The sequence below is a fragment of the Chryseobacterium salviniae genome (assembly GCF_035819015.1).
GTDB lineage: Bacteria > Bacteroidota > Bacteroidia > Flavobacteriales > Weeksellaceae > Chryseobacterium > Chryseobacterium salviniae.
Genome location: NZ_JAYLAA010000039.1, coordinates 244,764 through 268,356, shown reverse-complemented (window position 1 = coordinate 268,356; position 23,593 = coordinate 244,764). Strand labels below are relative to the sequence as shown.

Sequence of the window (23,593 nt, the reverse complement as noted above, 5' to 3'; positions counted from 1 at the left end):
GGAATGCTCACCACTTAAACATTTAAAACAGCTAACATGGTTATTAAAGAAGAAGTTCTGCATTCAGTAGGTGCAATTATCAGACATTACCAACCTGGCGAAATTATTTTTAACGAAGGAGACGTACCCAAATATTATTATCAGATCATCACAGGACAGGCAAAACTGAATAATTACAGCGAAGACGGCAAAGAGATTATACAGACCCTTTTGGACGAAGGCCAAAGCATGGGAGAATCATTACTTTTTATCGACAAGGTGTATCCTGTAAATGCTGTAGCCATTACAAAATGTGCTGTTCAAAGGCTTCCTAAAAAGGTTTTTCTTGATCTGTTAAAGCTTTATCCTGAAATATCAATCAATATGAATAAGACGCTTTCTCACAAGCTTTATTTCAAGCTGATTATGGCACAGAACCTTTCCTCACAAAATCCCACAGCAAAACTCAAAGTATTAATGGATTATCTGAAAAGTTTTCAGGAAAACCAATCACCATACTCTTTCATGATCCCGCTCACAAGACAACAGATGGCAAGTCTCACAGGCCTTTGCGTAGAAACCGCAATCAGAACTATTAAAGTAATGGAAAAAAATAAGATTGTAAAGATAAAGGACAGGAAAATTTTGTATTAAATTGAATTTTTTTTAATTTAATCCTGTCTTAAAAACTTTGAAAAATGAAAACAATCAGCTGCATGAATATCGAGCCGGAGCTCCTTTTCTCATACGGTGCCGAAAAGAAATTGTACAGGCCTAATGAGATTATTTACAGAGAAGGCGATCATGCTGCCTATTACTATCAGGTTGTAAAGGGAAAGGTTAAACTGAACAGCTATAACGACGAAGGAAAAGAATTCATCCACAACATCGTCGGTGAAAAGCAAAGCTTTGGAGATTCCATGATTTTTGTTGAAAATTTCTATGTCATGAATGCCGTTTGTATCGCAGAAGCAGAGCTCATAAGACTTTCCAAAAACAATTTTCTCGATCTTCTTAAAAATAATCCCGATGTATCTCTTGAAATGAATGCATGCCTATCGCAGCGATTATATTTCAAAGCCATAATGTTGCAAAACATGTCTTCACAAAATCCCATTATCCGTCTGGAAGGTTTGCTCAACTACCTTAAAAGCTACCACGAAGGCGAATGTGAGCAATGTTTTCCTGTAGAACTTACCAGGCAGCAAATTGCCAATCTTACCGGACTTCGTGTTGAAACCGTCATCAGAACCCTGAAAAAAATGGAAAAACAGGGAAAGCTAACCATAAAAGACCGAAAAATTTTATATTAATATCCTCCAACATGACTTGGGTCATAAAAAAGTGACTTATTCTAACGTACATTTGAGTTATTAATTCATCCATATTCTTAAAGCCTCATACCTGGGGTGCGTATTAAGCTTTTTAGCTTTTATGTTCATGCAAATTAACCAAAAACTCATTGCTGTCTAATACTAGTCACGGCCGGCAATACCATCACTATAATATTAATATAAAAAATTCAGTTATGAACACTAGAAATTCAAGAAATCGTAGAGGAAACTCCGGTTCATCAAGCAATCTCGAAGAAATTTATCAATTAGGGTATGACCACGGTTATAACGATGCGTCTCAGGACGAAGAATATGACGATGATTTCTCAGAGTATGAAGATTACTTTGACGAAGATTATGATGATGAAGACGAAGATTACGACGATGAAGACTATGATGATGAAGATTACGACGATGAAGATTATGATGACGATGACTACGATGACGAAGACGACGACAATAGAGGAAGAGGAAGATCAGGAAACGGAAACCAACAGAGAGACAGCCAGGGAAGATTCACTTCCGGAAGCGGTAGAGGCGGTTCTCGTGGAGGATCAGGGCGTGGTTCGGGATCAGGATCGGGCTCATCAGGAAGAGGAAGAAACTCCGGAGGTTCCGGTGGATCAAGATCCGGAGGAAGAGGCAGGTCTTCAAGCTCATCAAACTCAAACAGCGATAATTATGATCGCAGACATGACAATCCAGGCAGGCCAAGAGGTAGCAGGAACGGAGGCGGAAGATCTTCAGGATCAGGATCTGGCTCAAATTCCAGTTCAAATTCCGGCAGATCGGGTTCAGGATCCGGAAACAGCAGAGGCGGATCAAGATCAGGAAATAACAGCGGTTCAGGTCGGGGTTCTAATTCAGGATCAGGTTCAGGATCATCAAGAAGAGGTTTCGCTTCAATGAGCAAGGAAGAACGTACGAGAATTGCTCGTATGGGCGGACAAGCCTCTCATGGCGGCGGAAGATCATCAGGTTCGGGCAGATCCGGATTTGGAGGCAGACGTAATAATTCATAATTCTTTTTCCACGATTACCTCTTTATTATTTGTAAAGGGGTAATCTTTTAAAATCAAACACCAATTTACATTATGGCAACAAAAACATCAGAAAATAAAGATAATGGTACCACCGGTACTTCATCACCATCCACAACAGAATCAACGGGGTCAACCAAAAAAACAGCTTCGGTGGATAATGCTACCGTAGATCAAAGCGAAATGAAGAATTCTCCATTACATAAATTCTTCGTTTCCGCACTGAAAGATGTGTATTATGCAGAGAATGCAATCCTTGAAGCCTTGGAAAAAATGCAGGAAGCAGCCACTACCGATGAGCTTAAAGAAGCCTTCGAAGACCATCAGTTGGTTACACAGAAGCATGTAAAAAGGCTTGAAAAAGTCTTCAAGCTGATTAATGAAACGCCTGAGCAAAAAGAATGTAAGGCTATTAAAGGGATTATCGAAGAAGGTGAAGAAATCATTAAGTCTACCGAAGATGGTTCCATGACAAGAGATGCTGCCTTAATTATCGCTGCACAAAAAGTAGAACACTACGAAATTGCAACCTACGGCGGACTGGCGCAGCTTGCCATTACCATGGGACACGATAAAGCGGCTGATCTTCTCGAAAAAACATTACAGGAAGAAGAAGATACCGATTATGAACTGACGGAAATCGCCGAAACCTTCATCAATTTTGATGCGGAACAGGAAGATTAACCCTTCAATATAAAGCCATATAGAGCTTTCTGTATGGCTTTTTCAATAAAAATTAAAATACCGAATGATAAAATTTTATTATTTCTAAATAGTTTTTAAACTAAACATTACACCAATACAAAGAATTATGAAAGACAACAAACCGACCAACGAAAAACTGAACCAGCTGGAAGAACACATGACTTCCAATGAAAATGAAAAATTGACGACCAATCAGGGACTGAAAATCAATAACAATCAGGATTCCCTGAAAGCAGGCGACAGAGGCCCAACTTTGCTTGAAGATTTCATTCTCAGAGAAAAAATTACGCATTTTGATCATGAAAGAATTCCTGAAAGGGTAGTTCATGCCCGCGGATCAGGAGCACACGGTGTATTTAAGCTTACCAAAAGCCTTGCAGAATATACCAGAGCCAACTTTTTGTCTGAAGTAGGGAAAGAAACTCCGGTTTTCGTAAGATTTTCAACCGTTGCCGGAAGCAGAGGAAGTACCGACCTTGCAAGAGATGTAAGAGGCTTTGCTGTGAAATTTTACACAGATGAAGGAAATTACGACCTTGTCGCTAATAATATGCCAGTATTTTTTATTCAGGATGCCATTAAATTCCCTGATTTGGTACATGCCGTAAAACCGGAACCTCACAATGAAATACCGCAGGCACAATCTGCACACGATACCTTCTGGGATTTTATCTCCTTAATGCCGGAAAGCACGCATATGATTATGTGGCTGATGAGCGACAGGGCAATCCCGAGAAGCTTTTCAAGAATGGAAGGATTTGGAGTTCATACCTTTAAATTAATCAATGATGAAGGAAAAGCACACTTTGTGAAATTCCATTTTAAGCCGAAATTGGGAGTACACTCCGTTGCCTGGGACGAAGCACAGAGAATCTCAGGAGTAGATCCTGATTTTCACAAAAGAGATCTCTGGGAATCTATTGAAAACGGGATGTTCCCGGAATGGGATTTCGGAGTACAGCTGATTCCTGAAGAAGATGAATTCAAATATGATTTCGACCTTCTCGATCCTACCAAAATTGTTCCCGAAGAAGAAGTGCCGGTTCAGCTTGTCGGAACATTAACCTTAAATAAAAACCCGGAAAACTTTTTCGCTGAAACGGAACAGATTGCTTTCCACCCGGGACATATTGTTCCCGGAATCGATTTCACGAATGATCCACTGCTTCAGGGAAGATTATTTTCTTATACCGATACCCAGCTTATCCGATTAGGTGGCCCGAATTTCCATGAAATTCCAATCAACAGATCTGTAAATACCGTTCATAATAACCAGAGAGATGGTTATATGAGACAGCAGATTGCCAAAGGAAAAGTAAGCTACGAACCGAATTCAATCGGCGGAGGGTGCCCTTTCCAGGCAATGATGAAAGAAGGAGGTTTTGTTTCCCAGGAATCAAGGGTTTCCGGAGCTAAAGTAAGAGAAAGAAGCACAAGTTTTGTAGATCATTATTCTCAGGCTAAATTATTCTACAACAGCCAGTCGGCGCCGGAAAAAATGCACCTGCAGAATGCGTTGATTTTTGAGCTTTCAAAAGTAACCATTCCCGAGATAAGAGAAAGAATGGTAAGCCAGCTTGCCTTTGTAGATAAAGACCTTGCTTCAAAAGTGGCTGCTAAAGTAGGGGTTGAAGTAAAAGAACTCAAATTCCCGAACCAGAGCATTCCTGCAGACGCAGATCCTTCAACGTTACAAAGCGAAGAGAGGGAACCTAACACCAAAATCTCCGAAGCATTAAGTATGCAGAACACCATTAAAGATACCATAATGGGAAGAAAAATCGGATTTATTATGGGAGACGGAGCAGATGCAGCAGCAATTAACGATTTACAAACCAAACTGGAAGCAGAAAATGCAGTGGTTGAAATTATCGGACCGAGTATGGCTCCAGTAAAAGTAAATGATGGTTCATCACTTACACCGAAACACTCTTTAACGAGCAATTCCAGCGTTTCTTTTGATGCACTTTATATTGCAGCTGGAGAAAATTCTACCAAAGAATTATTAAACCCCGAAAACAAACAGCACGCACTGAATTATATCAATGAAGCATATAAGCATTGTAAAGCCATTTATTTCGGTGAAGGAACAGAACCGCTTTATATGAACAGCAACGTAAGCATGAAAGACCATATCGATCCTGCTATTGTTATTGCTGAGGACGAAAATCCTTCAGATAAATTCATTAAGGCTGTTGCCAATCACAGAGTCTGGGATCTTGAAATAGAAAGAAACGCCAGAAAATAATTATGAGCGCGGTAAGAGGGGAGATATTGTTCAATTTCAGATGTTTATCCGCTAAATTATGATAATTTCAAACTTGGACAGATTTTTGATAAAGGTATTACAATCAAAGCCAGCCAGTGCAATGTTCACGCAATTATTGATGAATTGATGGATCATGTAGAAAGCGGCAGGGTAAAACGGGATGATATTATCACCCATCATCTTTCCCCTCGAAAATGTTTCGAAGATTACGAAGTTTTCGATAAAAAGCAGGATGGATGCGTGAAAGTGGTCGTTGTCCCGTGGAAAGCCTCAGGTATCTAAAAATTATACACAACACACTAAATATTAGTATTATGGAATTTCAAAAAAATCTTCTGGAGTATATCAGCCAGTCATTAATGACTACTGATGAAACGATTTCAGTTGCAGAAAGTGTTACTTCAGGCTGTTTACAGCTTGCTTTCTCTCAAATGCCTAACGCATCAATGTTTTACAAAGGTGGACTGACTTCTTACACATTGCAGGAAAAAGTACGGCTATTGGGAGTTGATGCACACGAAGCAGAAGAGTGCGACTGCGTTTCAGAAAATATAGCCGAAACAATGGCGCTGAATGTTGCAAAACTTTTCGAATCCGACTGGTCAATTGCAACAACAGGGTATTGTACACCAATACGCAATTCTTCGTATAAAATTTTTGCATTCTTTTCATTTTCTTACAAAGGAGAAATTATACTGACGAAAAAGCTCGAACTTCATCCTAAAACTCAGGCTTTAAACGCCCAGCTGTATTACACTGAATTTATATTAGGCTGTTTTAAGAGCGAAATCAATCAGTTATTAATCCTGAAATAAGTTTTATGAATAAAAAAAACGAATATGCGCTGGTTACGGGAGCAACCAGCGGGATCGGTTATGAGCTTGCAAGACAATTTGCCAAGAACGGATACGATCTCGTAATGGTTGCCCGGAATCACGACGAACTGAAAGCAAAATCAGATGAATTTAAAAGCTTTGGAGTTAATGTTATTACCATTGCTAAAAACCTATTTATTGAAGAAGATGCCTATTCTTTATATTCTGAATTAAAGCTGAACGGAATTAGTCCTTCCATTCTGGTAAATGATGCCGGACAGGGCGTGTATGGAAAATTTCAGGATACCGATCTTCACCGGGAAGTTGATATTATTAATCTGAATATTGTTTCCGTACTCATTTTGACCAAAATGTTTTTGAAAGACCGTTTACCGAAAGGATCCGGAAAGATCCTGAACCTTGCTTCCATTGCAAGCAAGGCTCCCGGTCCGTGGCATTCGGTGTATCACGGAACGAAAGCATTTATTTTGTCATGGTCAGAAGCCATCAGGGAAGAGCTTAAAGATACGGGAATTACCGTAACAGCTTTATTACCAGGCCCAACAGATACGGATTTTTTCAATAAAGCAGATATGAACGAAAGCAAGATCCTGGAAGATAAAGACAATCTTGCATCACCGGAAGAAGTAGCTATTGACGGTTTTAATGCCCTCATGAATGGTGATGATAAAGTAATTTCAGGATTAAAAAACAAACTCACCGTGGCCATGTCCAATATTGCAACAGACAGTATGGCTGCACACAGAATGGCAGAAATGCAAAAACCGGTAAACGAAAAATAATTATTATGGCAAATTTGAAATTAGAAAATAAGACAGCACTCATCACAGGAGCAGGCAGCGGAATCGGTAAGGCCGTAGCATTACTTTTTGCAAAAGAAGGAGCAGATATTGCTATTATTTATTATTCTGACGATGAAGATGCAGAAAAAGCAAAATCGGAAATTGAAAGCCTGGGAAGAAAAGCTTCCCTTTATAAAGGCGACCTCAATGATTATCAGTTTTGTGAGGAAACAACAAAAAAAGTAGTTGACGAATTTGGCGGAATTGATATTCTGGTTAATAATGCAGGAGTACAGTTTCCGTCAGACAATATTGTTGATCTTGAAGAAGAAAACATCAGAACAACATTCAATTCCAATATTATAGGAATGATCCTTCTAACAAAGCTTGTTTTCCCCCATTTAAAACAGGGCAGCTCCATTATCAATACCACATCGGCGGTAGCTTATCAGGGGCATGAAGAACTGCTTGATTATTCGGCAACTAAAGGAGCGATAGTTTCTTTTACCCGCTCTTTGGCTTTACAGTCGAAGCCAAAAGGCATTCGTGTCAACGCAGTTGCTCCTGGACCTGTGGCTACACCTTTAACCAAAGAAACCTTCGGAGAGGAAGAAGACGATCCGAATAAGCCGCCTTTTGAAAGAAATGCGACACCGGAAGAAGTGGCAACCAGCTACGTATTCCTTGCAAGTGAAGACGGCGCACAGATCACCGGGCAGGTTCTTCACCCGAACGGCGGAATTGTCGTTAACGGATAATAAAAAAACATAATAACAAATGAAAACGACAGCTTTACTATTGGGAATTATAAGTCTTTTTGCAATATCATCCTGCAAATGTGATTTTGATGAAGACGAACCTAAAAACAAGTACGACGGAAATAATTCCGGTACCCATAAAAACAATAGCAGTACATCTGAAAATGATACGCTGCGCATCAAGTAAGTTTAACCAAAATTCTAAGTCATGTACAGAGACGGGGCAAGAAAAAGTATATGGCAGGAAGAAATCAGGAAATTTTCCTTAGAAGCCAACCTTCAACAGCTCTACGATGTCGCAGTAGTTGGTGGAGGAATTACCGGCGTTTCTACTGCCTTAAAGCTGCAGCAGTCCGGAAAGAGATGCATCCTTCTGGAAGCTGCCAATATCGGATTCGGAACAACAGGCGGAACCACCGCACATCTTAATGATTTTTTTGATACCACCTTCAACCAGACCATTAGTGATTTCGGACAGGACAATGCACAACTGTTTGCAGATACAGGCCAGGAAGCCATCAGCATTATCGAAAGCAATATACAGCAATATGGAATCGACTGTGATTTTCAGAGAAAAACGGCCTATTTATTCGCTTTAGATGAAAAACAGGAAAAACAGCTCACTGATATTGTAGAAGGAGCACAAAAGGTAGGTCATACCATGACTTATACAGAAGAAATTCCTTTCCCGATACCTTTCAAAAAAGCGGTGAGTATTCCTGACCAGGCACAGTTTCATCCGATAAAATATATCAAAGGGCTTTGTGAAGCATTCATCAGTTTAGGCGGAATTATCATGGAAGAATGTCGTTGCGAAAGCCATGATGAACAGGAAAATGTGGTTATTTTGAAAACTTCTAAAGGAGAGATTAAAGCTAAAAATGTGGTCTATGCCACCCATATTCCGCCAGGATTGAGTATTCTTCATATCACCAATGCTCCTTACAGAAGTTACGCAATTGCCTTCAGCCTGAAAAATGGGAACTATCCTACAGATCTCGGTTATGATCTTATTGATCCTTACCATTATTACAGAACCCAGGAAATTGACGGACAGACGCTTCTTATTGCAGGAGGTGAAGATCATAAAACCGGTCATGAAGAAGATACGGGAGAATGTTTTTCACGTTTAGAAAATTATGTCAGAAAGTATTTTGATGTGGAAACAGCCTATTACAGCTGGTCCAGTCAATATTATGAGCCAACTGATGGATTTCCTTATATAGGAAAGCTTCCCGGAAGCAACGGAAAGATTTTCACTGCAACCGGCTTCAGAGGAAACGGAATGATATTAGGAACGATTTCTTCGCAGATTTTATCAGATCTCATTATTGCAGGAAGCAGTAAATATGAGAATGTTTTCAGCCCGTCAAGAATAAAACCTATTGCTGGCTTTGCAGATTTTGTAAAAGAAAATGCGGTGGTGGCTTATGATTTCATTAAAGACAAGCTTTTTGCAGAAAAAATCAATTCACTTGCAGAAGTAAAAGAAGGAGAAGCAAAAGTTGTGAAATATGAAGGTGAATCCTATGCTTTATACAAGGAAACCAACGGAAAAGTACATTTGGTAAAAAGTACCTGTCCTCATGCCAAATGTGAAGTGCGCTGGAACAGTGCCGAGCTCAGCTGGGATTGTCCATGCCACGGATCGCGCTTTAGTATTAATGGAAAGCTTCTTACCGGGCCTACTGTGAAAGATCTTCCGCGAGTAGATACCGATTCTTAACTGTAATAATTGGGGGTTATGTCTAAAAAAGGTTTCTTTTATCGAAACAGTCTGAGCATTGTTTTGATAATCTTTATGATTTCATGTCTTGCAGCACAGTTTTTTACAGGCTGGAAAACGGAAAATAAAGAATTGATTGAAAACGGAGATCAGGCGCTGACGTTAGGACAATATCTTCATAGCGGGCACTTTATCCAGGCTACTTTCGAAAACTGGGAAAGTGAATTCCTTCAGATGATGCTGTACGTTGTGTTAACGATCTCTCTCCGTCAGAAAGGCTCAAGCGAATCCAAATCATTGGAAAAAGAGGAAGATGTAGACAAAGAGCCTGTTGCTCACGCTAATGCGCCGTGGCCCGTTAAAAAAGGCGGAATCTGGCTAAAAATCTACAAACATTCTTTGTCGCTGGCCTTTGCATTATTGTTTACTATTAGTTTCTTACTCCATTTTTACGGAAGCCTGAAAGATTATAATGAAGAGCAGATTTCAAAAGAAAGACCTACGACTACTGCAATAGAATATATCACCGAATCCCGTTTCTGGTTTGAATCTTTCCAGAACTGGCAAAGTGAATTTCTCGCCGTAGCTTCGCTGGTAATCTTATCCATATGGCTTCGGGAAAAAGGCTCCCCGGAATCCAAGCCGGTGGATATGCCGCACAGTGAAACACCTTAGTTTCCTCAATTAAATTAAAAAAGGCTGTATCACTTTGATACAGCCTTTTTTATATTGTTTTTTTAACCATTTATGAGGTTTATTTAAACTTGGGCCTTTCCTTCAACACCATCTGAATTATCGGTGGTATTTCCGGTAACTGCCGCCGTTACAAAATTGATAAGGCTTACCAGCTTCCCGGCTTTGGTATCCCAGTAATATGATTCTGTGGGCTCAACACGGATGATGGAAACATTCGGGTCATCTTTTCCTTCTTCAAACCATGCTTTTGCCATTGGCGACCATTTATCTTCAATGGTTGAACGGTCTTTGTAAATCGTAGCATCTCCGAAAATCGAAAGGTACTGATAATCGCCATTGTTCATGAAAAACAGCTGAACCCTTTTATCATCTTTAATTTCAAAGTTTTTGTTGCTTGTATCCCCGCTGATAAACCATAGGTTTCCTTCGTCATCCGTTTCCTGAAGTGTCATCGGTCTTGAATGGATAGGAAGTGTTTCCAATTCTGTACAGAACATACAAATTTTAGCATTTTCTGATAATTCTTTAATTTTTTTAACAGCGTCCTGGTGGGTAAGATTTTCTGTTGACATAATTGTATATTTTAGTGATTTGATAAATAAAAATTACTCTTTACTATTCAAAAATCCGACCATAATGAACCTTATGTTTAAAAATTACAGACAATGCATAAAATCAGGTATATTTATTAAATGATTACAGAAGACATGTAATTTTTGAGCTGTTTAAAACCAAATCATCTTGGGTAAGTCCGGATCTGAGTCTTAATTATTTGAAATACTCCCTGAATTTCTTAATAATTCATCTTGCAAACATCCATATAATAACGGCTTATAAAAAAACAACTAAGTTATTCATCAATTTTATACTTTTCTATATCGAACTCGAAATCAAATAGTTCTTTCGGCGGAATATTAAATGCAGAAGCCATTTTAAGAAGGGTTTCTATTGTTGGATTGCCTTTTCCATTTTCATACTTATTATAATTGCTGGAATCAAAATCAGAATTTTGCGCAACGGCATCCATAGAATTATACTTATTCTTCCTGATCTCTTTGAGATGTTCAGAAAAAGCTTTCATATACAACTTTAAAACGTGCTTACTATTCATTTCTTTTATAATTGATAGCAATTTTGGAATTTCAATTATAAATTGCATGGTGATATATCACCATATCTGAAAAATTACAGTATATTTGTACTTAACATGCTAAGTATACAATCATAGTTTAATAATACAATTATGTTTTAAAATTAAATATAAACTGAGATTTTAAAACTAATAAAACACAGACTTGACGATGATAAACTTAAAATCAACACAACCTATCAAAAAAGCAGCCACCGCATGATAATGGTATCTGAAATTCGGCTTAAAGGAAAATGGCTTGAGAAGCTCGGTTTTGAAAAGGGAAAAATCGTAAATATCAAACAGAATAAGAACAAACTCACGATCACTGTGGCGAAATAGAACTCTCTGAAACCTGCATTTGGTTTCCCGCAACTTGCGCAGGAATTCCTGCAATTGCATTTGTCACAAACACACCTGTTTGGAACTTCCTGTAACTGCATTTGGTTTCCCACAGGTTGCATAAGACCTCCGTTATTAAGTTTTGCCTAAAAGGTGCGCGAATTTTTACCAAAAATAGGTGAATTCAGCATTTGCTCTAAATAATTTCTGATTCTGAAACTTTCTCAGTATTTTTACTGAACTTTTTAATTAAATATAAAAATGATTCAGTATTTAGATAATATTCATCACAAAGATTCCAAAAACTTTTTTCTCATTGCCGGTCCTTGTATTATTGAAGGCGAAGATATGGCGCTTAACATTGCAGAAAAAGTAGTGGAGCTTACCAATAAATACAATATTCCGTACATTTTTAAAGGAAGCTTTAAAAAAGCCAACCGAAGCAGGGTAGATTCTTTCACAACCATCGGGGAAGAAAAATCACTGGAAATTCTTAAAAAAGTAGGGGAGACTTTCAACATTCCAACCACAACGGATATTCATGAAAATGAGCATGCTGCGTTGGCAGCTCAGTATGTTGATGTATTGCAGATTCCTGCATTTCTGGTTCGCCAGACAGACCTGCTGGTTGCTGCTGCAGAAACCGGTAAATGTGTGACCCTAAAAAAAGGACAGTTTCTTTCCCCGGAATCGATGAAGTTTGCGGTTCAGAAAATTACGGATTCAGACAACCAGAAAGTGGCGATCATTGAAAGAGGAAATTCATTTGGATATACCGATCTTATCGTAGATTACAGAGGAATTCCAACAATGAGAAATTATGCCCCGGTAATTCTTGACGTAACGCATTCTTTACAGCAGCCCAACCAGAGCTCAGGGGTTACGGGAGGACGCCCCGATCTTATCGAAACCGTTGCAAAAGCCGGAATTGCCGTAGGTGCAGACGGAATTTTCATTGAAACACATCCTACACCGGAAACCGCTTTGTCTGATGGCGCCAATATGTTGAGACTTGACCTATTGGAAGATCTGCTGCAAAAATTAACCCGTGTAAGAGAAGCAATATTATAATGAAAAAACTTTCAATAGTATTAATGCTGTCTTTTTCAGCCATTTTTTATTAACAAAAAAAAGATTCATTGCAGTTTTCGTTACCTGAAAAATATAATCTTCATTTGGAAGAAAAACAGGAGAATGATAAGATGGTTATGATGGAATATATTCCTAAAGGACAAAATTGGGATAATTACAATATAATTGTAACAAAAATTGTTAGCAAAAATTTAGCACAAATTCCGTTACAGACTTTTTTTGACAATAATAAAAATTTGCTTAAATCTAAAACTAAAAATCTTAGAATTAAAGAAATATCAAGAAATAAAAAAGGTGAGCGAGAATATATTCTTTTTACAGCTGAAGCCGATTCTTATATAGATTCGCAAACTACCGAATCTCAGATACAATATTTTACAAAAGGTGAAAATGATGTATTCATATGTATTGCCGCAATAAAAGAAAAGAATTTACCTAAAGAATTTGTGGAAGAATGGTCAAAAGTTTTCCTACAAAGTCAAATTATAAAATAAAAGTTATAAATTAACCGTTTGAAATTTTAAAACATTTCTTTTGAAAAAACTAGTTTTACCATTGAGCCTTATGGTTCCTGCATTAGTATTCTCTCAGGTAAGAAAAAAGAAGGATACAATGAAAACCGCCAATATTGAAGAGGTGGTGTTTCAGAAAAAAGTGACAGGGAGAACCAACGACCTTACCACTGTGAAAATTTCAGCCAAAGATGCTCAGAATGTTGCGAGCATTTCAGGAGGTATTGAAGGCATTATCAAAACATTACCATCTGTAAACTCCAATACGGAGCTTTCTTCACAGTATATGGTTCGTGGCGGAAACTACGATGAAAACCTGATCTACATCAATGATATTGAAATATACAGGCCTTTCCTGATCAGAAATTCTCAGCAGGAAGGATTGAGTATCATCAACCCGGATATGGTTTCTACGGTGAATTTCTCTGCCGGAGGTTTCGAGCCCAGATACGGCGACAAGATGTCTTCAGCATTAAATATTTATTACCGTGAACCTGAAAAATTTGAGGTTTCAGGAGAAGCAAGCTTAATCGGCGGAAGGCTTACTACCGGTTTTGCTGCTGGAAAAGATAAGGAAGGAAACAGAAAATTAACCGCATTATTTTCAGGAAGATACAGAAACACCAATCTTGTTCTCAATACATTGAATGAAGATACCGATTTCAACCCGAAATACACCGATTTCCAGACCTATCTCAATTACCATTTCAGTCCGAAATTAACGTTATCTTTTATAGGATTTTACTCCAATAATGATTACGAGATGATTCCTAAAGCAAGGGAAGTAGATTTCGGAAGCCTGCAGCAGCCTCTTAAACTGAATGTAGCTTACGGAGGCCGTGAAAACGACAAGTATAAAAATATGATGGGAACCGCATCATTGAATTTTAAACCTTCTGACAAATGGAGGTTTACGCTTGATGCATTTGCCTACCAAAACCGGGAAAGAGAATATTACAGCATTGCTTCGGCATATGTGCTGCAGACTTATGATCCGGTAACCGGAGATCCTGTAACTTCGTATGATTCAGGAGGGCAGATTGAACATGCGCGAAATGATTTATTCGTAAAAACATACGGCGCACAATTCAGGACACGTTTTTCACCAAATGTAAATACAGACATTGAGGTGGGATTTAAATATGAGAAAGAAAACCTTAAAGATCTTACCAATGAATGGCGGCTTGTAGATTCTGCGGGATACAGCCTTCCTCACGAAGCGTTTATTGATCCCAGAAATGCAGCAGATTTAAACCTCATGTACAATATTGCAGGCAAAAACCACATCCAGCCGACAAGGATGTCTGCGTATGCGCAGTATTCCCAGAAATTCTTCTGGGGCAGCAACAAAGTATTTGTAAATGCCGGAGCGAGGGTTGCCCATTGGAGCTTTAATAATGAAACCATATTTTCACCAAGAGCCCAGTTTGCGATTAAGCCGGATTGGGATACGGATATGTTATTCAGGCTTTCGGGAGGAGTCTATTATCAGGCACCTTTCTATAAAGAAATTAAAGACCTTGAAGGGAATTTCAATTCCTCCATTCAATCTCAGAGATCCATACAGGCTATTTTGGCCAACGACTTTGAATTTTATATGTACGACAGGCCATTTAAGCTGACCACAGAGTTGTATTATAAAAAAATGAATGACCTGATTCCATACTATATGGATAACGTAAGAATCCGATATACCGGGAAAAATAATGCTTCAGGATATGCGTATGGAATTGATACCCGTCTTTTCGGGGAATTTGTACCGGGTGTAGATTCTTGGCTTTCTGCAAGTTATGCAAGGGTGTATGAAAATATCGATGGAAAAGGTAATATTCCAAGGCCGACTGATCAGCGATTCAGGTTTGCGATGTTTTACCAGGATTATATGCCGAGATTTCCGGCAATGCGTGTCAACCTGACTTTAGTGTATGCGTTGGGTTTACCAACCGGAGCTCCTGTGTTTACGGATCCGTATCAATATCAGAGAACATTGCCTTCTTATAAAAGGGTAGATCTTGGACTTTCGTATGCATTTATTGATCCTAAAGAAAAGAAAAACACCTACGGATTCTGGGAAAATTTTGAAGAACTGACGTTAGGTGTTCAGGTATTTAATGCTTTCAATATCAGAAATACTGTCTCTAACCAATGGATAACAGATGCCAATACCAATTTTATGTATCCGGTTCCGGTAAGGCTTACAGGTAGATTTTTCAACGTAAAGCTTGAATTTAGAATTAAATAAATAATATAAAAGAACTTCTGGTAAGAGGTTCTTTTATTTTGAATTTTGTAACAACCTTACAAAATTTTATAACAACTGTACCACATCTATTTTTAAATTTGTTCATCAATTAATTTATCATGTAAGGAATGAAAAAATATATCATTACAGCCATATTCACTGTATTTTCCATACTTTCTGCTTCGGCGCAGTCTAAGAAGAATGCTCAGGTGTCAGTGCTTTATCAGGATTATATTGCCATTAAAACAGCCCTTGCTTCCGATGATGCGGAAAAAGCTTCAAGAGCAGCATCCCAGTTTATTAAATCATCTTCAGGTGTCAATAGTAAAATTATTTCTGAAAAAGAATTAAATACGCTTAGAGAAGACGCAAAAATCATTGCAGCTTCTAAAAATATTTCAGTACAGAGAAAATCTTTTTATCAATTATCTGATCATATGATTGCTTTAATAAAAGAATTTAAGGTATCTCAAAATCCGGTTTATATTCAGTATTGCCCGATGGCTGAAGGAAGCTGGCTGAGCAATGACTCAAAGATTATCAATCCGTATTATGGAAAAATCGATGCTGACTTGTGGGAATGTGAAGTTAACGATTAAATAATGCAATAGCTAAAATAAACAGTGATTTTTTTGTATTTCAATGTTTTATAATGATTAGTGTTGAAACACCTTCAACTATATAATTGAATTCAAATCAAAATCTACTTTATTAAAATCAATAAGTATTTTATACTGGGCACACATAAATCCTTGTCCGAAACTACCTTTTATTCTTAATTTTCCATTTACCCTAAATTTAGAATCAAAACGGATCTTTTTGGGAATATGTTGAAAAACTTTGTCACTATTGCTGATGTGTAAAATCGGCTGAGCCATACCAAAGGGCTTTGTAAAAAGCAGAATAAATATTTCCTGATCTAAAATAACAATATCTGCCTTATTAAATTGGTATCTGTAACCGAGTTTGCCAACAGATTCCATTTCCATATCAAGTTTCTTAAATAGCATGTACTGTTTTCCTTTTAAGGATTGTAAAAAAGTTTGATGCTTTTTCTTGTAATGTAGATGAATTGCCAAGTTTCCAAAAATGAAAAAGCAAACCATAGCGCTTAGAATGAAATACATTTCCATGGTTGCAAAAATAAAAAACGGAGCCTGAAAATCAAGCTCCGTCACTATATTTTAACTTAAAAATTATTTACCCAGATAAGATTTTAGAATCTTACTTCTGGTGTTATGTTTCAATCTCTTGATCGCTTTTTCTTTAATCTGACGAACTCTTTCTCTCGTAAGGTCGAAAGTTTCACCGATTTCTTCCAGAGTCATCGGATGTTTTCCGTTCAGTCCGAAATATAATCTTACCAAATCAGCCTCTCTCGGAGTCAGCGTATTCAATGCTCTTTCGATCTCAATCTGTAGCGATTCAAGCATCAGATCCTTATCCGGGCTCGGCGATTCTCCTGAACGTAATACATCATAAAGATTAGAATCTTCTCCTTCTACCAAAGGTGCATCCATAGACAAATGTCTTCCGGAATTTTTCATCGATTCCTTGATATCTTCCTCGCTCATATCAAGAACTTCCGCCAATTCCTCCGGTGAAGGCGGCCTTTCATTTTCCTGTTCAAGGTGAGCATAAGCTTTATTGATCTTATTGATAGACCCGATTTTGTTCAATGGCAATCTTACAATTCTCGACTGTTCTGCCAAAGCCTGTAAAATCGACTGACGGATCCACCAAACTGCGTAAGAGATAAATTTGAAACCTCTAGTCTCATCGTACCTTTTTGCCGCTTTCATAAGTCCCAGGTTACCTTCATTAATCAAATCCGGTAAAGAAAGACCCTGATTTTGGTATTGTTTAGACACCGAAACTACGAAACGAAGGTTAGCCTTGATTAATTTTTCCAGTGCGGCTCTGTCGCCGGCTCTGATCCTTTGTGCTAATTCTACTTCTTCGTCCGCAGTAATCAATTCTACTTTACCAATTTCCTGCAAGTACTTGTCTAATGAAGCAGTTTCCCTGTTGGTTACCTGCTTAGTGATTTTTAATTGTCTCATCTATTTTTTCCTCGATAAAGAGTTTCTATAGTATTATACGCTGGAGATTCATAAAAGGTTACAAATGTTTCAATTATTTTTTATTGAATTAAATTACATTTGGAAAATTAATTGTAAATTATGCCTTTTGGTATTGGAAACAGATTATTACGATGAAAATTCTCTGAATTTATAAGTATATTTTAGGAGCTTATTCCCGCTTTCCGTTGCAATCTTTTTTTCCTCACCCTAAATCCCTCTCCCGAGGAGAGGGACTTTCAACCGCAAAAAGGATTTTCACTGCAATCGGGGCTAGGATAGAGGTCAAAAATACTTGATTAGACATTATAAAAAAATTCACCATTCAATTGCGCAGCAATATTCACTTTATTAAACCACCCCGACAAAAATTCTTGCAGAACTTTCGCCACCCCTCCAGAGGAGGGGAATTTTTAATCCCGCTTAACAATTAATTTATTTATTTCCAATCGGAGTCACTATTGATTGTTGGCAATTCATCAATCCTTGTCAACAAAAAAGCGAAACCGAAGTTCCGCTATTATCATTTAACAAATATTAAATTCACTTTTCACTTGATTTAAAAAAGATCATTCAGCCATTTGGCAAGCCTTAAACCTCCGTATAAAAGCTGTCTTTCCATTGTATCGTTAAATTTATACTGGTAATCATAAGACAGTTTGGAATCGTTTGGCGTCTGTGCGTAGATTTTATTGGCAATTTTATGGGAATCATACAGCCAATCTTCCAGCGTGCCTTTCTGGATCTCTTTCACTTCTGCATCAGATTTAATATCCAATAATGCTGCATATTCGGTATAGCTGTATTTTTGAGAATCTACCAGTTTGCCATCCCATACAGAATGTAAATTGGTTTTGTCTCCGAAGTAAGTGACATTAATTTTATTTCCACCCAAATCTTCAGCTCTTCCTACGTGTAACGGCTGTGAAAGGTCACCCATGATGTGGATAAGGAAAATCAAAGCAATTTTTCTGTCTTTTTCAGAAGTTTTTTCATCTTTAATCTGACTCGAAAGAACATTCACCTGGGTATATAAACTCGGGCCGGCCTGACCTTTCAGTTTCTCTTCAAAAACTTTAAAATCCGTCTGCGGATCGATATTAACATAATGCCAAGACGATGCCTGCTTCCAGACACCAGTTGTATCGGATTTGATAAAATCCGGCCAGTTAGCCCAGTATGCAAGGCGTTCTTTACCCATCATTTTTTTAATCTCTTTTCTTGCTTTCCCGGAAAGGTGATTTTCTGCAATTTCCGCAATAATCCTGTGTCCTGTTAATCCCCATGCATATGAATACAGCGAAGATGCCATGAATGCTAAAACCAGCATCTTAAAATAAATACTTTTCATTGTAAATACATTTTCAGGAGGCAAAGATACAGTTAATTTTAAGGTTAAGATAAGCTTGAAAGATGGATTGGGAAAATTTAATCAAATCTTAATTTCAATTTTAGATTAATCTAAAGTTTAGGCTAAGACAGTGGTTAGTTAATTTATCATGTAATTTAATCTTAGACTTACCCACAACCTTATTTTCTTACCGTTTGTTTTTTTACTCATAATTATTTAGTATTTTTAGAATAAAATTAATTATAAGTTATTTTTTCAATAATTTGAGATATACTATTTTTATAAGCCCAAATCACAGCAGACACTATGTATGAGACTAATATTGTAGAAATGCATTACAATAAGCTGCAGACCGATTTCAAAGCGGAAGCTGTAGCAGTAAACCTCTTGAAATATCACAGAGCAGTAAGCAATATATTTATTCAGCGGATCGGCATTAATGACCGGGCCTATCTTAAAGATATTAAAAGCATAACAAGCGACTACCTTGGTTTCGACGAAGAAGTTTTTATCATAGAAACGTATAGGGAAGGGATCTACGATTATTTACCGGAAGGCCTTTTTCATCCGCCTTCTTTGGGAGCAACAAGGAAAAACGTAGAAAATGTCGTAAAGGAAATCCGTAAACAGAAAAGGGTGGAAGAAGATGCAAGAAAGTTTTTCAGGCCTTTTGAGCTGGAGATTTTCTTTACGGAAGTAAGCGCACTGCTGAAAGAATTTGATTTTGAAATTGCCAGTGATACCGATGCCCTCCTAAAAACTGTTAGCGAACTCTGGCCTCTTGTGAAAATGATGGATAAGCAAAATGCTTATATATTCATCCATATTTTACCTTTTTTTCACCAGATCCGGGGAGATAAGGCATGGTTTGAAAGATGCATGACTGCTTTTCTGCAAATCCCGGTGCAGGTGACCTTTGCACCCAATGTCATTGATCGTATTGAAAAAGAAGACGACTCGATGCTGCTGGGAAATTCCAGGCTCGGCGTTACGTATATTCCCAGTGGAAAACATATGGACGGACAGAGAAACTGGGTGGTCAATATCGGGCCGATTCCTTATGCTCAAATGAAAAAATATATCGAAGGCAGCCCGTTCCGGAAAGTACTCCATGCGATGTACGATTATTTCCTTCCGGTAAGTGTGGATATTGAAGAAAATTTTATCACCGAAAAAGAAGAATTTTCATTTGCTCTTGAAGATGATGAAAGAAATTCAAACCGGCTCGGATACTCCACATTTCTCTGAAAATTTTTAACTATATTTACTAAACCAATTAAAAATATTAATTCGAAAAAGACACATGGAAATTTCTTCAGTAAAGGGAATCTTTTTAAGGTATATTCTCATGCCTTTATTTGTAGTTATTATGATGGTAATCCTCGGAATTATCAGAAGAAATAAACCTGCGATAAAAATAAAAACCATTATCATTTATGTTCTCCTGTGCAGCTTATGCCTTGCAATCCCCGGATTTTTCGGCTTTGCAGGAAATCTTTTCAATCCTTACTGGTATCTTATTGCACAGATCATTTATCTGATTCTGGGAATAATTCATGTTAACCTTTCAGACAGGTATTTTAAGAAACATTTCAGTTCTTTAACAAAAAGCATATTATTTGAATCTATCTTATCCATTACATGCATCGGTTTTGGGGGTTATCTTTTTTACCTGATATTTAACTGGATGAGCAAGGGAACGGGCTATCCGATCATGGCAGCCACAAGTGTTCTAACATTCCTGGTTCCGCTGGTTTTTCATTACTGTTATGTTCAGTTAATCAGCATTCCGGTTGATATCTACAAGACTTGGCGCTATTCTCCGGATCAGAAACTTCCGGATTTTGAAGGAGCGGATTTCGACAGGTTAATGGTACTAAATGTTGAACTCAGCAAAAATCTTGAAGACTCCAACAGGTTCAGAATTAAAGCCAAAACATTACCGACGGGAATCACTTTCGGCGACTGGTTCTACAGGGTAGTGGATGATTACAATCACAAAAACCCGAATTCGGTTATACATTTATCTGATCAGGAAAAAGAACCGTATTATTGGATTTTCTATACGAAAAAATCATTCTTCAGCTTTAGAAAATATATTGATTTTGACCAGAACATTACAGAAAACAGAATTTCTGAAAATGACGTGGTGATCTGTAAAAGAGTCATTCAGCATGAAGAAGAAGGAATAAGAAGAACACAATCTCACACCATCTAAAACTATTGAATATGATACAGCCTATTAAGCATTTTGCCATCAATTGGGTTGACGGGATGAAGGTTTCCCAGAGACATCTTAACGATCAGGATAATTTTTTAATCGATACCATCAGAGATTCCAGCTCATTGGGGATTACAGCATATAACTACGGGCTACTGCCTATTTCCAATGAATTTACAGACCGTACCATTTTTGATGTACATAACACGGCAACGAACGATGTACAATTGGTTATTAAACGTTGTAGTGCCGTAACGCTTGCAGGCTACAGGATTGAACTAACGGACAGGAGGGTAAGTGTAAAATCTCTTGCAAAGCTCATGAACGAAGAGCAGGCAAACGGAGAATATTATATTTTAATTTCCGTTAATCCTTTTGATAAAGTGCCTTTCGGAGATATTGATCCTGAAGAGATCCCGCCACGCCACCCTAATGCACAGCCGAACCATCACATTGAGCTTCTTCCTGTAACATCACTGAACAGCAGCTATTCCGGTGGAAATTATCTTATAATCGGTAAAGTGGACTTTAAAGGAAATATTGCTCAGGTAGATTCTAATTTTATTCCGCCCTGTACATCGGTTCAGAGTCATCCTGCTTTGCTGGATTATTACAATATGTTTGCAAAATCCATCGGAAATCTTCAGCAGTATGCATTTAAAATCATTCAGAAATCTTCCCATAAAAATCAGAATACAGCTCTTGCACAAAACGTCAAGCTTTTATGTAACACTATGATCAATACGTTCGGAGATATGTATTTCCCGTTCAGGAATATCACGCCCTATCAGCCGCCCGTATTTTTAATTGAAGCTTTTGCTAAACTTGCCCTTCGTTTATACAACGCCACACAGGTTCTGGTTCCGGCTGAACTGGAAGAAATGCTGAACTACAGCCTGGAATGGAGCGAAATTGCGCCTCACACATTACTGAATCAGCTGTCGATCGTAGCAGAAACGAATTATGACCATCACAATTGCGGAGAACCGCTAATTTATATTCAACAGATGCTGAAAAGCCTAGAAACGATCTTTTCTAAATTAAGCGAGCTTGATTACATCGGTCAAAGAAAAGAAAATATCATCGTTAATGAACAGGAAGTTTCCAACAATAACAATCCGAAAAGAGGCTGGAGCGTTTTAGATTAAAACTCAAATAATTCTTTAAAATAATGATCCCGAAATTTGTTATTCGGGATTTTTTATTTAACATTGTTTGTTATAAAATTGCAAATATCATACGGATTTACTGCTTTATGTCATAATTATTTAATCTAATCAATTTAAATAAAACTATAATTAAATTAAAATGAATATAGACACCATAAGACAGGACACCCGCGGACTTTCAGACGGAAAAATTTTTCTGAATAATGCAGGATCGTCCTTAATGCCATCCTTTGTAGTCGATTCAATAATCGATTATCTTGAGCTGGAAGAACAACTTGGAGGCTATGAAGTGGCTGCTAAAAATGCAGAAGTTCTTGAAGAATTCTACGATGAAACGGCACGGCTGATTAACGCAAAACCTTCCAATATCGCTTTCGCTACAAGTGCTACGGAAGCCTATGCTAAAGCTTTATCAAGCATCGTGTTTAACGAAGGAGATGTGATCATTACCACTGCAGACGATTATATTTCCAACCAGATTACTTTTATTTCGCTGCAAAAAAAATTAAAGGTAAATATCATCAGAACTAAAAATCTTTCTGATAATGAACTGGATCTTGAAGATCTGGAACATTTAATTAAAAAGCACAATCCGAAATTAATTGCCGTAACCCATATTCCGACAAATTCTGGATTGATACAGAATGTTGAAGCGGTTGGAAAGCTCTGTAGGCAATATGATGTTTTATATCTGGTTGACGCCTGCCAGTCTGTTGGACAACTTGTCGTGGATGTTGAAAAAATAGGATGTGATTTTTTATCGGCAACCGGAAGAAAATTCATGAGAGGACCAAGAGGAACCGGATTTTTATATGTATCAGATAAAATTTTAGAACAGAATTATGCGCCGCTTCTGTTGGATATGAGAGGAGCAGACTGGACGGAATTTAATAATTATGAATTATTTAAAACCGCAAAAAGATTCGAAAGCTGGGAAATGTCTTATGCTTCGCTGATGGGTTTTACACATGCTTTACAATACGCAAATCATATTGGATTACATGCTATTGAAAATTACAATAAAGGCTTATCTGAAAGATTAAGGGAAAAACTGAAAAACAGCGGATTTAATGTCTGGGATTGGGGCAAAAACCTGAGCAGCATTGTCACTTTTTCCGGTCCGGATGGTGATTTGGGAAGGATTCAGAATGTCCTGAAAGAAAATAATATATTTTTCTCTGTTACCCAGAAAAACTCTGCTTTAATAGATTTTACAAAGAAAAACATCAATGGAATCGTGCGTTTGTCACCGCATTATTTTAATACCGTTGATGAAATTGATAGGGTATCGGATATTTTGAAGCAGGCCTTTTAGAACGGTTAGTTATT

At 37.7% G+C, this 23,593-nt stretch carries 26 protein-coding genes; 21 read left to right on the top strand and 5 right to left on the bottom strand.

The window, feature by feature from the left end:
- Window positions 1-36: 36 nt before the first annotated feature.
- The 12 genes from SOP96_RS11540 (at window position 37) to SOP96_RS11485 (ending at window position 10,104) form a co-directional block, all read left to right on the top strand.
- Window positions 37-633, top strand: a complete 597-nt coding sequence (locus SOP96_RS11540) for a Crp/Fnr family transcriptional regulator (RefSeq protein ID WP_326321085.1) — start codon at window positions 37-39, stop codon at window positions 631-633.
- 44 nt (window positions 634-677) lie between these two features.
- A complete protein-coding gene (locus SOP96_RS11535; RefSeq protein ID WP_326321084.1) occupies window positions 678-1,292 on the top strand; it encodes a Crp/Fnr family transcriptional regulator in 615 nt (204 codons plus the stop codon).
- Between the two features lie 215 nt (window positions 1,293-1,507).
- The gene (locus tag SOP96_RS11530; RefSeq protein WP_326321083.1) at window positions 1,508-2,335 is read left to right on the top strand and encodes a KGG domain-containing protein; all 828 of its coding nucleotides are present in this window, start codon (window positions 1,508-1,510) and stop codon (window positions 2,333-2,335) included.
- A 72-nt stretch (window positions 2,336-2,407) separates the two neighbouring features.
- On the top strand, window positions 2,408-3,037 hold the full coding sequence (locus SOP96_RS11525; protein ID WP_326321082.1) for a YciE/YciF ferroxidase family protein: 630 nt from the start codon (window positions 2,408-2,410) through the stop codon (window positions 3,035-3,037).
- A 127-nt stretch (window positions 3,038-3,164) separates the two neighbouring features.
- Window positions 3,165-5,306, top strand: coding sequence for a catalase (locus tag SOP96_RS11520; RefSeq protein WP_326321081.1), 2,142 nt, complete (start codon window positions 3,165-3,167; stop codon window positions 5,304-5,306).
- 147 nt (window positions 5,307-5,453) lie between these two features.
- Window positions 5,454-5,609, top strand: coding sequence for a hypothetical protein (locus tag SOP96_RS11515; protein ID WP_326321080.1), 156 nt, complete (start codon window positions 5,454-5,456; stop codon window positions 5,607-5,609).
- 32 nt (window positions 5,610-5,641) lie between these two features.
- Entirely contained in the window at window positions 5,642-6,142 is a 501-nt protein-coding gene (locus SOP96_RS11510; RefSeq protein ID WP_248393402.1) for a CinA family protein, read from the top strand.
- Between the two features lie 5 nt (window positions 6,143-6,147).
- Window positions 6,148-6,945, top strand: coding sequence for an SDR family NAD(P)-dependent oxidoreductase (locus tag SOP96_RS11505; protein WP_326321079.1), 798 nt, complete (start codon window positions 6,148-6,150; stop codon window positions 6,943-6,945).
- Between the two features lie 5 nt (window positions 6,946-6,950).
- Window positions 6,951-7,703 (top strand): SDR family oxidoreductase, encoded by a 753-nt coding sequence (locus tag SOP96_RS11500; RefSeq protein ID WP_326321078.1) that lies wholly within the window; start codon window positions 6,951-6,953, stop codon window positions 7,701-7,703.
- A gap of 19 nt (window positions 7,704-7,722) precedes the next feature.
- Window positions 7,723-7,890, top strand: coding sequence for a hypothetical protein (locus SOP96_RS11495; RefSeq protein WP_326321077.1), 168 nt, complete (start codon window positions 7,723-7,725; stop codon window positions 7,888-7,890).
- A 21-nt stretch (window positions 7,891-7,911) separates the two neighbouring features.
- Window positions 7,912-9,429: an FAD-dependent oxidoreductase gene (locus SOP96_RS11490; protein WP_326321076.1), complete on the top strand. Its 1,518-nt coding sequence runs from the start codon at window positions 7,912-7,914 to the stop codon at window positions 9,427-9,429.
- Between the two features lie 18 nt (window positions 9,430-9,447).
- Entirely contained in the window at window positions 9,448-10,104 is a 657-nt protein-coding gene (locus SOP96_RS11485; RefSeq protein WP_326321075.1) for a DUF6766 family protein, read from the top strand.
- An 83-nt stretch (window positions 10,105-10,187) separates the two neighbouring features.
- Here the strand turns inward: SOP96_RS11485 and SOP96_RS11480 are convergent, their stop codons facing one another.
- Both SOP96_RS11480 and SOP96_RS11475 read right to left on the bottom strand, forming a co-directional pair.
- Entirely contained in the window at window positions 10,188-10,697 is a 510-nt protein-coding gene (locus SOP96_RS11480; RefSeq protein WP_326321074.1) for a pyridoxamine 5'-phosphate oxidase family protein, read from the bottom strand.
- Window positions 10,698-10,975: 278 nt separating this feature from the next.
- Window positions 10,976-11,206 carry a helix-turn-helix domain-containing protein gene (locus tag SOP96_RS11475; RefSeq protein WP_326321073.1) on the bottom strand — a complete coding sequence of 77 codons (231 nt, stop codon included), beginning with the start codon at window positions 11,204-11,206 and terminating at the stop codon, window positions 10,976-10,978.
- A gap of 189 nt (window positions 11,207-11,395) precedes the next feature.
- On the opposite strand from SOP96_RS11475, the gene SOP96_RS11470 reads away from it, so the two are divergent.
- The 5 genes from SOP96_RS11470 to SOP96_RS11450 all read left to right on the top strand — a co-directional run bounded on the left by SOP96_RS11470 (window position 11,396) and on the right by SOP96_RS11450 (window position 16,041).
- On the top strand, window positions 11,396-11,596 hold the full coding sequence (locus SOP96_RS11470) for a SymE family type I addiction module toxin (RefSeq protein ID WP_326321145.1): 201 nt from the start codon (window positions 11,396-11,398) through the stop codon (window positions 11,594-11,596).
- 261 nt (window positions 11,597-11,857) lie between these two features.
- Window positions 11,858-12,667 carry a 3-deoxy-8-phosphooctulonate synthase gene (gene kdsA, locus SOP96_RS11465; protein WP_326321072.1) on the top strand — a complete coding sequence of 270 codons (810 nt, stop codon included), beginning with the start codon at window positions 11,858-11,860 and terminating at the stop codon, window positions 12,665-12,667.
- A gap of 104 nt (window positions 12,668-12,771) precedes the next feature.
- Window positions 12,772-13,182, top strand: a complete 411-nt coding sequence (locus SOP96_RS11460) for a hypothetical protein (protein ID WP_326321071.1) — start codon at window positions 12,772-12,774, stop codon at window positions 13,180-13,182.
- Between the two features lie 40 nt (window positions 13,183-13,222).
- Complete coding sequence (locus tag SOP96_RS11455; RefSeq protein ID WP_326321070.1) at window positions 13,223-15,442, top strand: TonB-dependent receptor plug domain-containing protein; 2,220 nt, start codon at window positions 13,223-13,225, stop codon at window positions 15,440-15,442.
- Window positions 15,443-15,570: 128 nt separating this feature from the next.
- Window positions 15,571-16,041, top strand: a complete 471-nt coding sequence (locus SOP96_RS11450; RefSeq protein WP_326321069.1) for a DUF3347 domain-containing protein — start codon at window positions 15,571-15,573, stop codon at window positions 16,039-16,041.
- 78 nt (window positions 16,042-16,119) lie between these two features.
- On the opposite strand, the gene SOP96_RS11445 is transcribed toward SOP96_RS11450, so the two are convergent.
- The 3 genes from SOP96_RS11445 to SOP96_RS11435 form a co-directional block, all read right to left on the bottom strand.
- Window positions 16,120-16,620, bottom strand: coding sequence for a hypothetical protein (locus SOP96_RS11445; RefSeq protein ID WP_326321068.1), 501 nt, complete (start codon window positions 16,618-16,620; stop codon window positions 16,120-16,122).
- Window positions 16,621-16,638: 18 nt separating this feature from the next.
- Window positions 16,639-17,505 carry a sigma-70 family RNA polymerase sigma factor gene (locus SOP96_RS11440; protein WP_002979276.1) on the bottom strand — a complete coding sequence of 289 codons (867 nt, stop codon included), beginning with the start codon at window positions 17,503-17,505 and terminating at the stop codon, window positions 16,639-16,641.
- 577 nt (window positions 17,506-18,082) lie between these two features.
- On the bottom strand, window positions 18,083-18,874 hold the full coding sequence (locus SOP96_RS11435) for a S1/P1 nuclease (protein ID WP_326321067.1): 792 nt from the start codon (window positions 18,872-18,874) through the stop codon (window positions 18,083-18,085).
- Window positions 18,875-19,180: 306 nt separating this feature from the next.
- Between SOP96_RS11435 and SOP96_RS11430 the strand changes: the two genes are divergently transcribed.
- The 4 genes from SOP96_RS11430 to SOP96_RS11415 all read left to right on the top strand — a co-directional run bounded on the left by SOP96_RS11430 (window position 19,181) and on the right by SOP96_RS11415 (window position 23,579).
- Entirely contained in the window at window positions 19,181-20,122 is a 942-nt protein-coding gene (locus tag SOP96_RS11430; protein ID WP_326321066.1) for a type VI secretion system baseplate subunit TssG, read from the top strand.
- Between the two features lie 55 nt (window positions 20,123-20,177).
- The gene (locus SOP96_RS11425; RefSeq protein ID WP_326321065.1) at window positions 20,178-21,092 is read left to right on the top strand and encodes a TssN family type VI secretion system protein; all 915 of its coding nucleotides are present in this window, start codon (window positions 20,178-20,180) and stop codon (window positions 21,090-21,092) included.
- A gap of 11 nt (window positions 21,093-21,103) precedes the next feature.
- Window positions 21,104-22,243: a hypothetical protein gene (locus SOP96_RS11420; RefSeq protein WP_326321064.1), complete on the top strand. Its 1,140-nt coding sequence runs from the start codon at window positions 21,104-21,106 to the stop codon at window positions 22,241-22,243.
- A 160-nt stretch (window positions 22,244-22,403) separates the two neighbouring features.
- Window positions 22,404-23,579 (top strand): aminotransferase class V-fold PLP-dependent enzyme, encoded by a 1,176-nt coding sequence (locus tag SOP96_RS11415; RefSeq protein ID WP_326321063.1) that lies wholly within the window; start codon window positions 22,404-22,406, stop codon window positions 23,577-23,579.
- Window positions 23,580-23,593: the final 14 nt, after the last annotated feature.

What these genes read in the sequence shown, in the direction of transcription:
- SOP96_RS11475 (WP_326321073.1), bottom strand. Translation starts at nt 11,206, where the DNA reads ATGAAAGCTTTTTCTGAACATCTCAAAGAGATCAGGAAGAATAAGTAT.
- SOP96_RS11520 (WP_326321081.1), top strand. Translation starts at nt 3,165, where the DNA reads ATGAAAGACAACAAACCGACCAACGAAAAACTGAACCAGCTGGAAGAA.
- SOP96_RS11420 (WP_326321064.1), top strand. Translation starts at nt 21,104, where the DNA reads ATGATACAGCCTATTAAGCATTTTGCCATCAATTGGGTTGACGGGATG.
- SOP96_RS11530 (WP_326321083.1), top strand. Translation starts at nt 1,508, where the DNA reads ATGAACACTAGAAATTCAAGAAATCGTAGAGGAAACTCCGGTTCATCA.
- SOP96_RS11525 (WP_326321082.1), top strand. Translation starts at nt 2,408, where the DNA reads ATGGCAACAAAAACATCAGAAAATAAAGATAATGGTACCACCGGTACT.
- SOP96_RS11440 (WP_002979276.1), bottom strand. Translation starts at nt 17,505, where the DNA reads ATGAGACAATTAAAAATCACTAAGCAGGTAACCAACAGGGAAACTGCT.
- SOP96_RS11510 (WP_248393402.1), top strand. Translation starts at nt 5,642, where the DNA reads ATGGAATTTCAAAAAAATCTTCTGGAGTATATCAGCCAGTCATTAATG.
- kdsA (WP_326321072.1), top strand. Translation starts at nt 11,858, where the DNA reads ATGATTCAGTATTTAGATAATATTCATCACAAAGATTCCAAAAACTTT.
- SOP96_RS11505 (WP_326321079.1), top strand. Translation starts at nt 6,148, where the DNA reads ATGAATAAAAAAAACGAATATGCGCTGGTTACGGGAGCAACCAGCGGG.
- SOP96_RS11540 (WP_326321085.1), top strand. Translation starts at nt 37, where the DNA reads ATGGTTATTAAAGAAGAAGTTCTGCATTCAGTAGGTGCAATTATCAGA.
- SOP96_RS11485 (WP_326321075.1), top strand. Translation starts at nt 9,448, where the DNA reads ATGTCTAAAAAAGGTTTCTTTTATCGAAACAGTCTGAGCATTGTTTTG.
- SOP96_RS11450 (WP_326321069.1), top strand. Translation starts at nt 15,571, where the DNA reads ATGAAAAAATATATCATTACAGCCATATTCACTGTATTTTCCATACTT.
- SOP96_RS11425 (WP_326321065.1), top strand. Translation starts at nt 20,178, where the DNA reads ATGGAAATTTCTTCAGTAAAGGGAATCTTTTTAAGGTATATTCTCATG.
- SOP96_RS11480 (WP_326321074.1), bottom strand. Translation starts at nt 10,697, where the DNA reads ATGTCAACAGAAAATCTTACCCACCAGGACGCTGTTAAAAAAATTAAA.
- SOP96_RS11430 (WP_326321066.1), top strand. Translation starts at nt 19,181, where the DNA reads ATGTATGAGACTAATATTGTAGAAATGCATTACAATAAGCTGCAGACC.
- SOP96_RS11495 (WP_326321077.1), top strand. Translation starts at nt 7,723, where the DNA reads ATGAAAACGACAGCTTTACTATTGGGAATTATAAGTCTTTTTGCAATA.
- SOP96_RS11415 (WP_326321063.1), top strand. Translation starts at nt 22,404, where the DNA reads ATGAATATAGACACCATAAGACAGGACACCCGCGGACTTTCAGACGGA.
- SOP96_RS11535 (WP_326321084.1), top strand. Translation starts at nt 678, where the DNA reads ATGAAAACAATCAGCTGCATGAATATCGAGCCGGAGCTCCTTTTCTCA.
- SOP96_RS11435 (WP_326321067.1), bottom strand. Translation starts at nt 18,874, where the DNA reads ATGAAAAGTATTTATTTTAAGATGCTGGTTTTAGCATTCATGGCATCT.
- SOP96_RS11500 (WP_326321078.1), top strand. Translation starts at nt 6,951, where the DNA reads ATGGCAAATTTGAAATTAGAAAATAAGACAGCACTCATCACAGGAGCA.
- SOP96_RS11515 (WP_326321080.1), top strand. Translation starts at nt 5,454, where the DNA reads ATGGATCATGTAGAAAGCGGCAGGGTAAAACGGGATGATATTATCACC.
- SOP96_RS11490 (WP_326321076.1), top strand. Translation starts at nt 7,912, where the DNA reads ATGTACAGAGACGGGGCAAGAAAAAGTATATGGCAGGAAGAAATCAGG.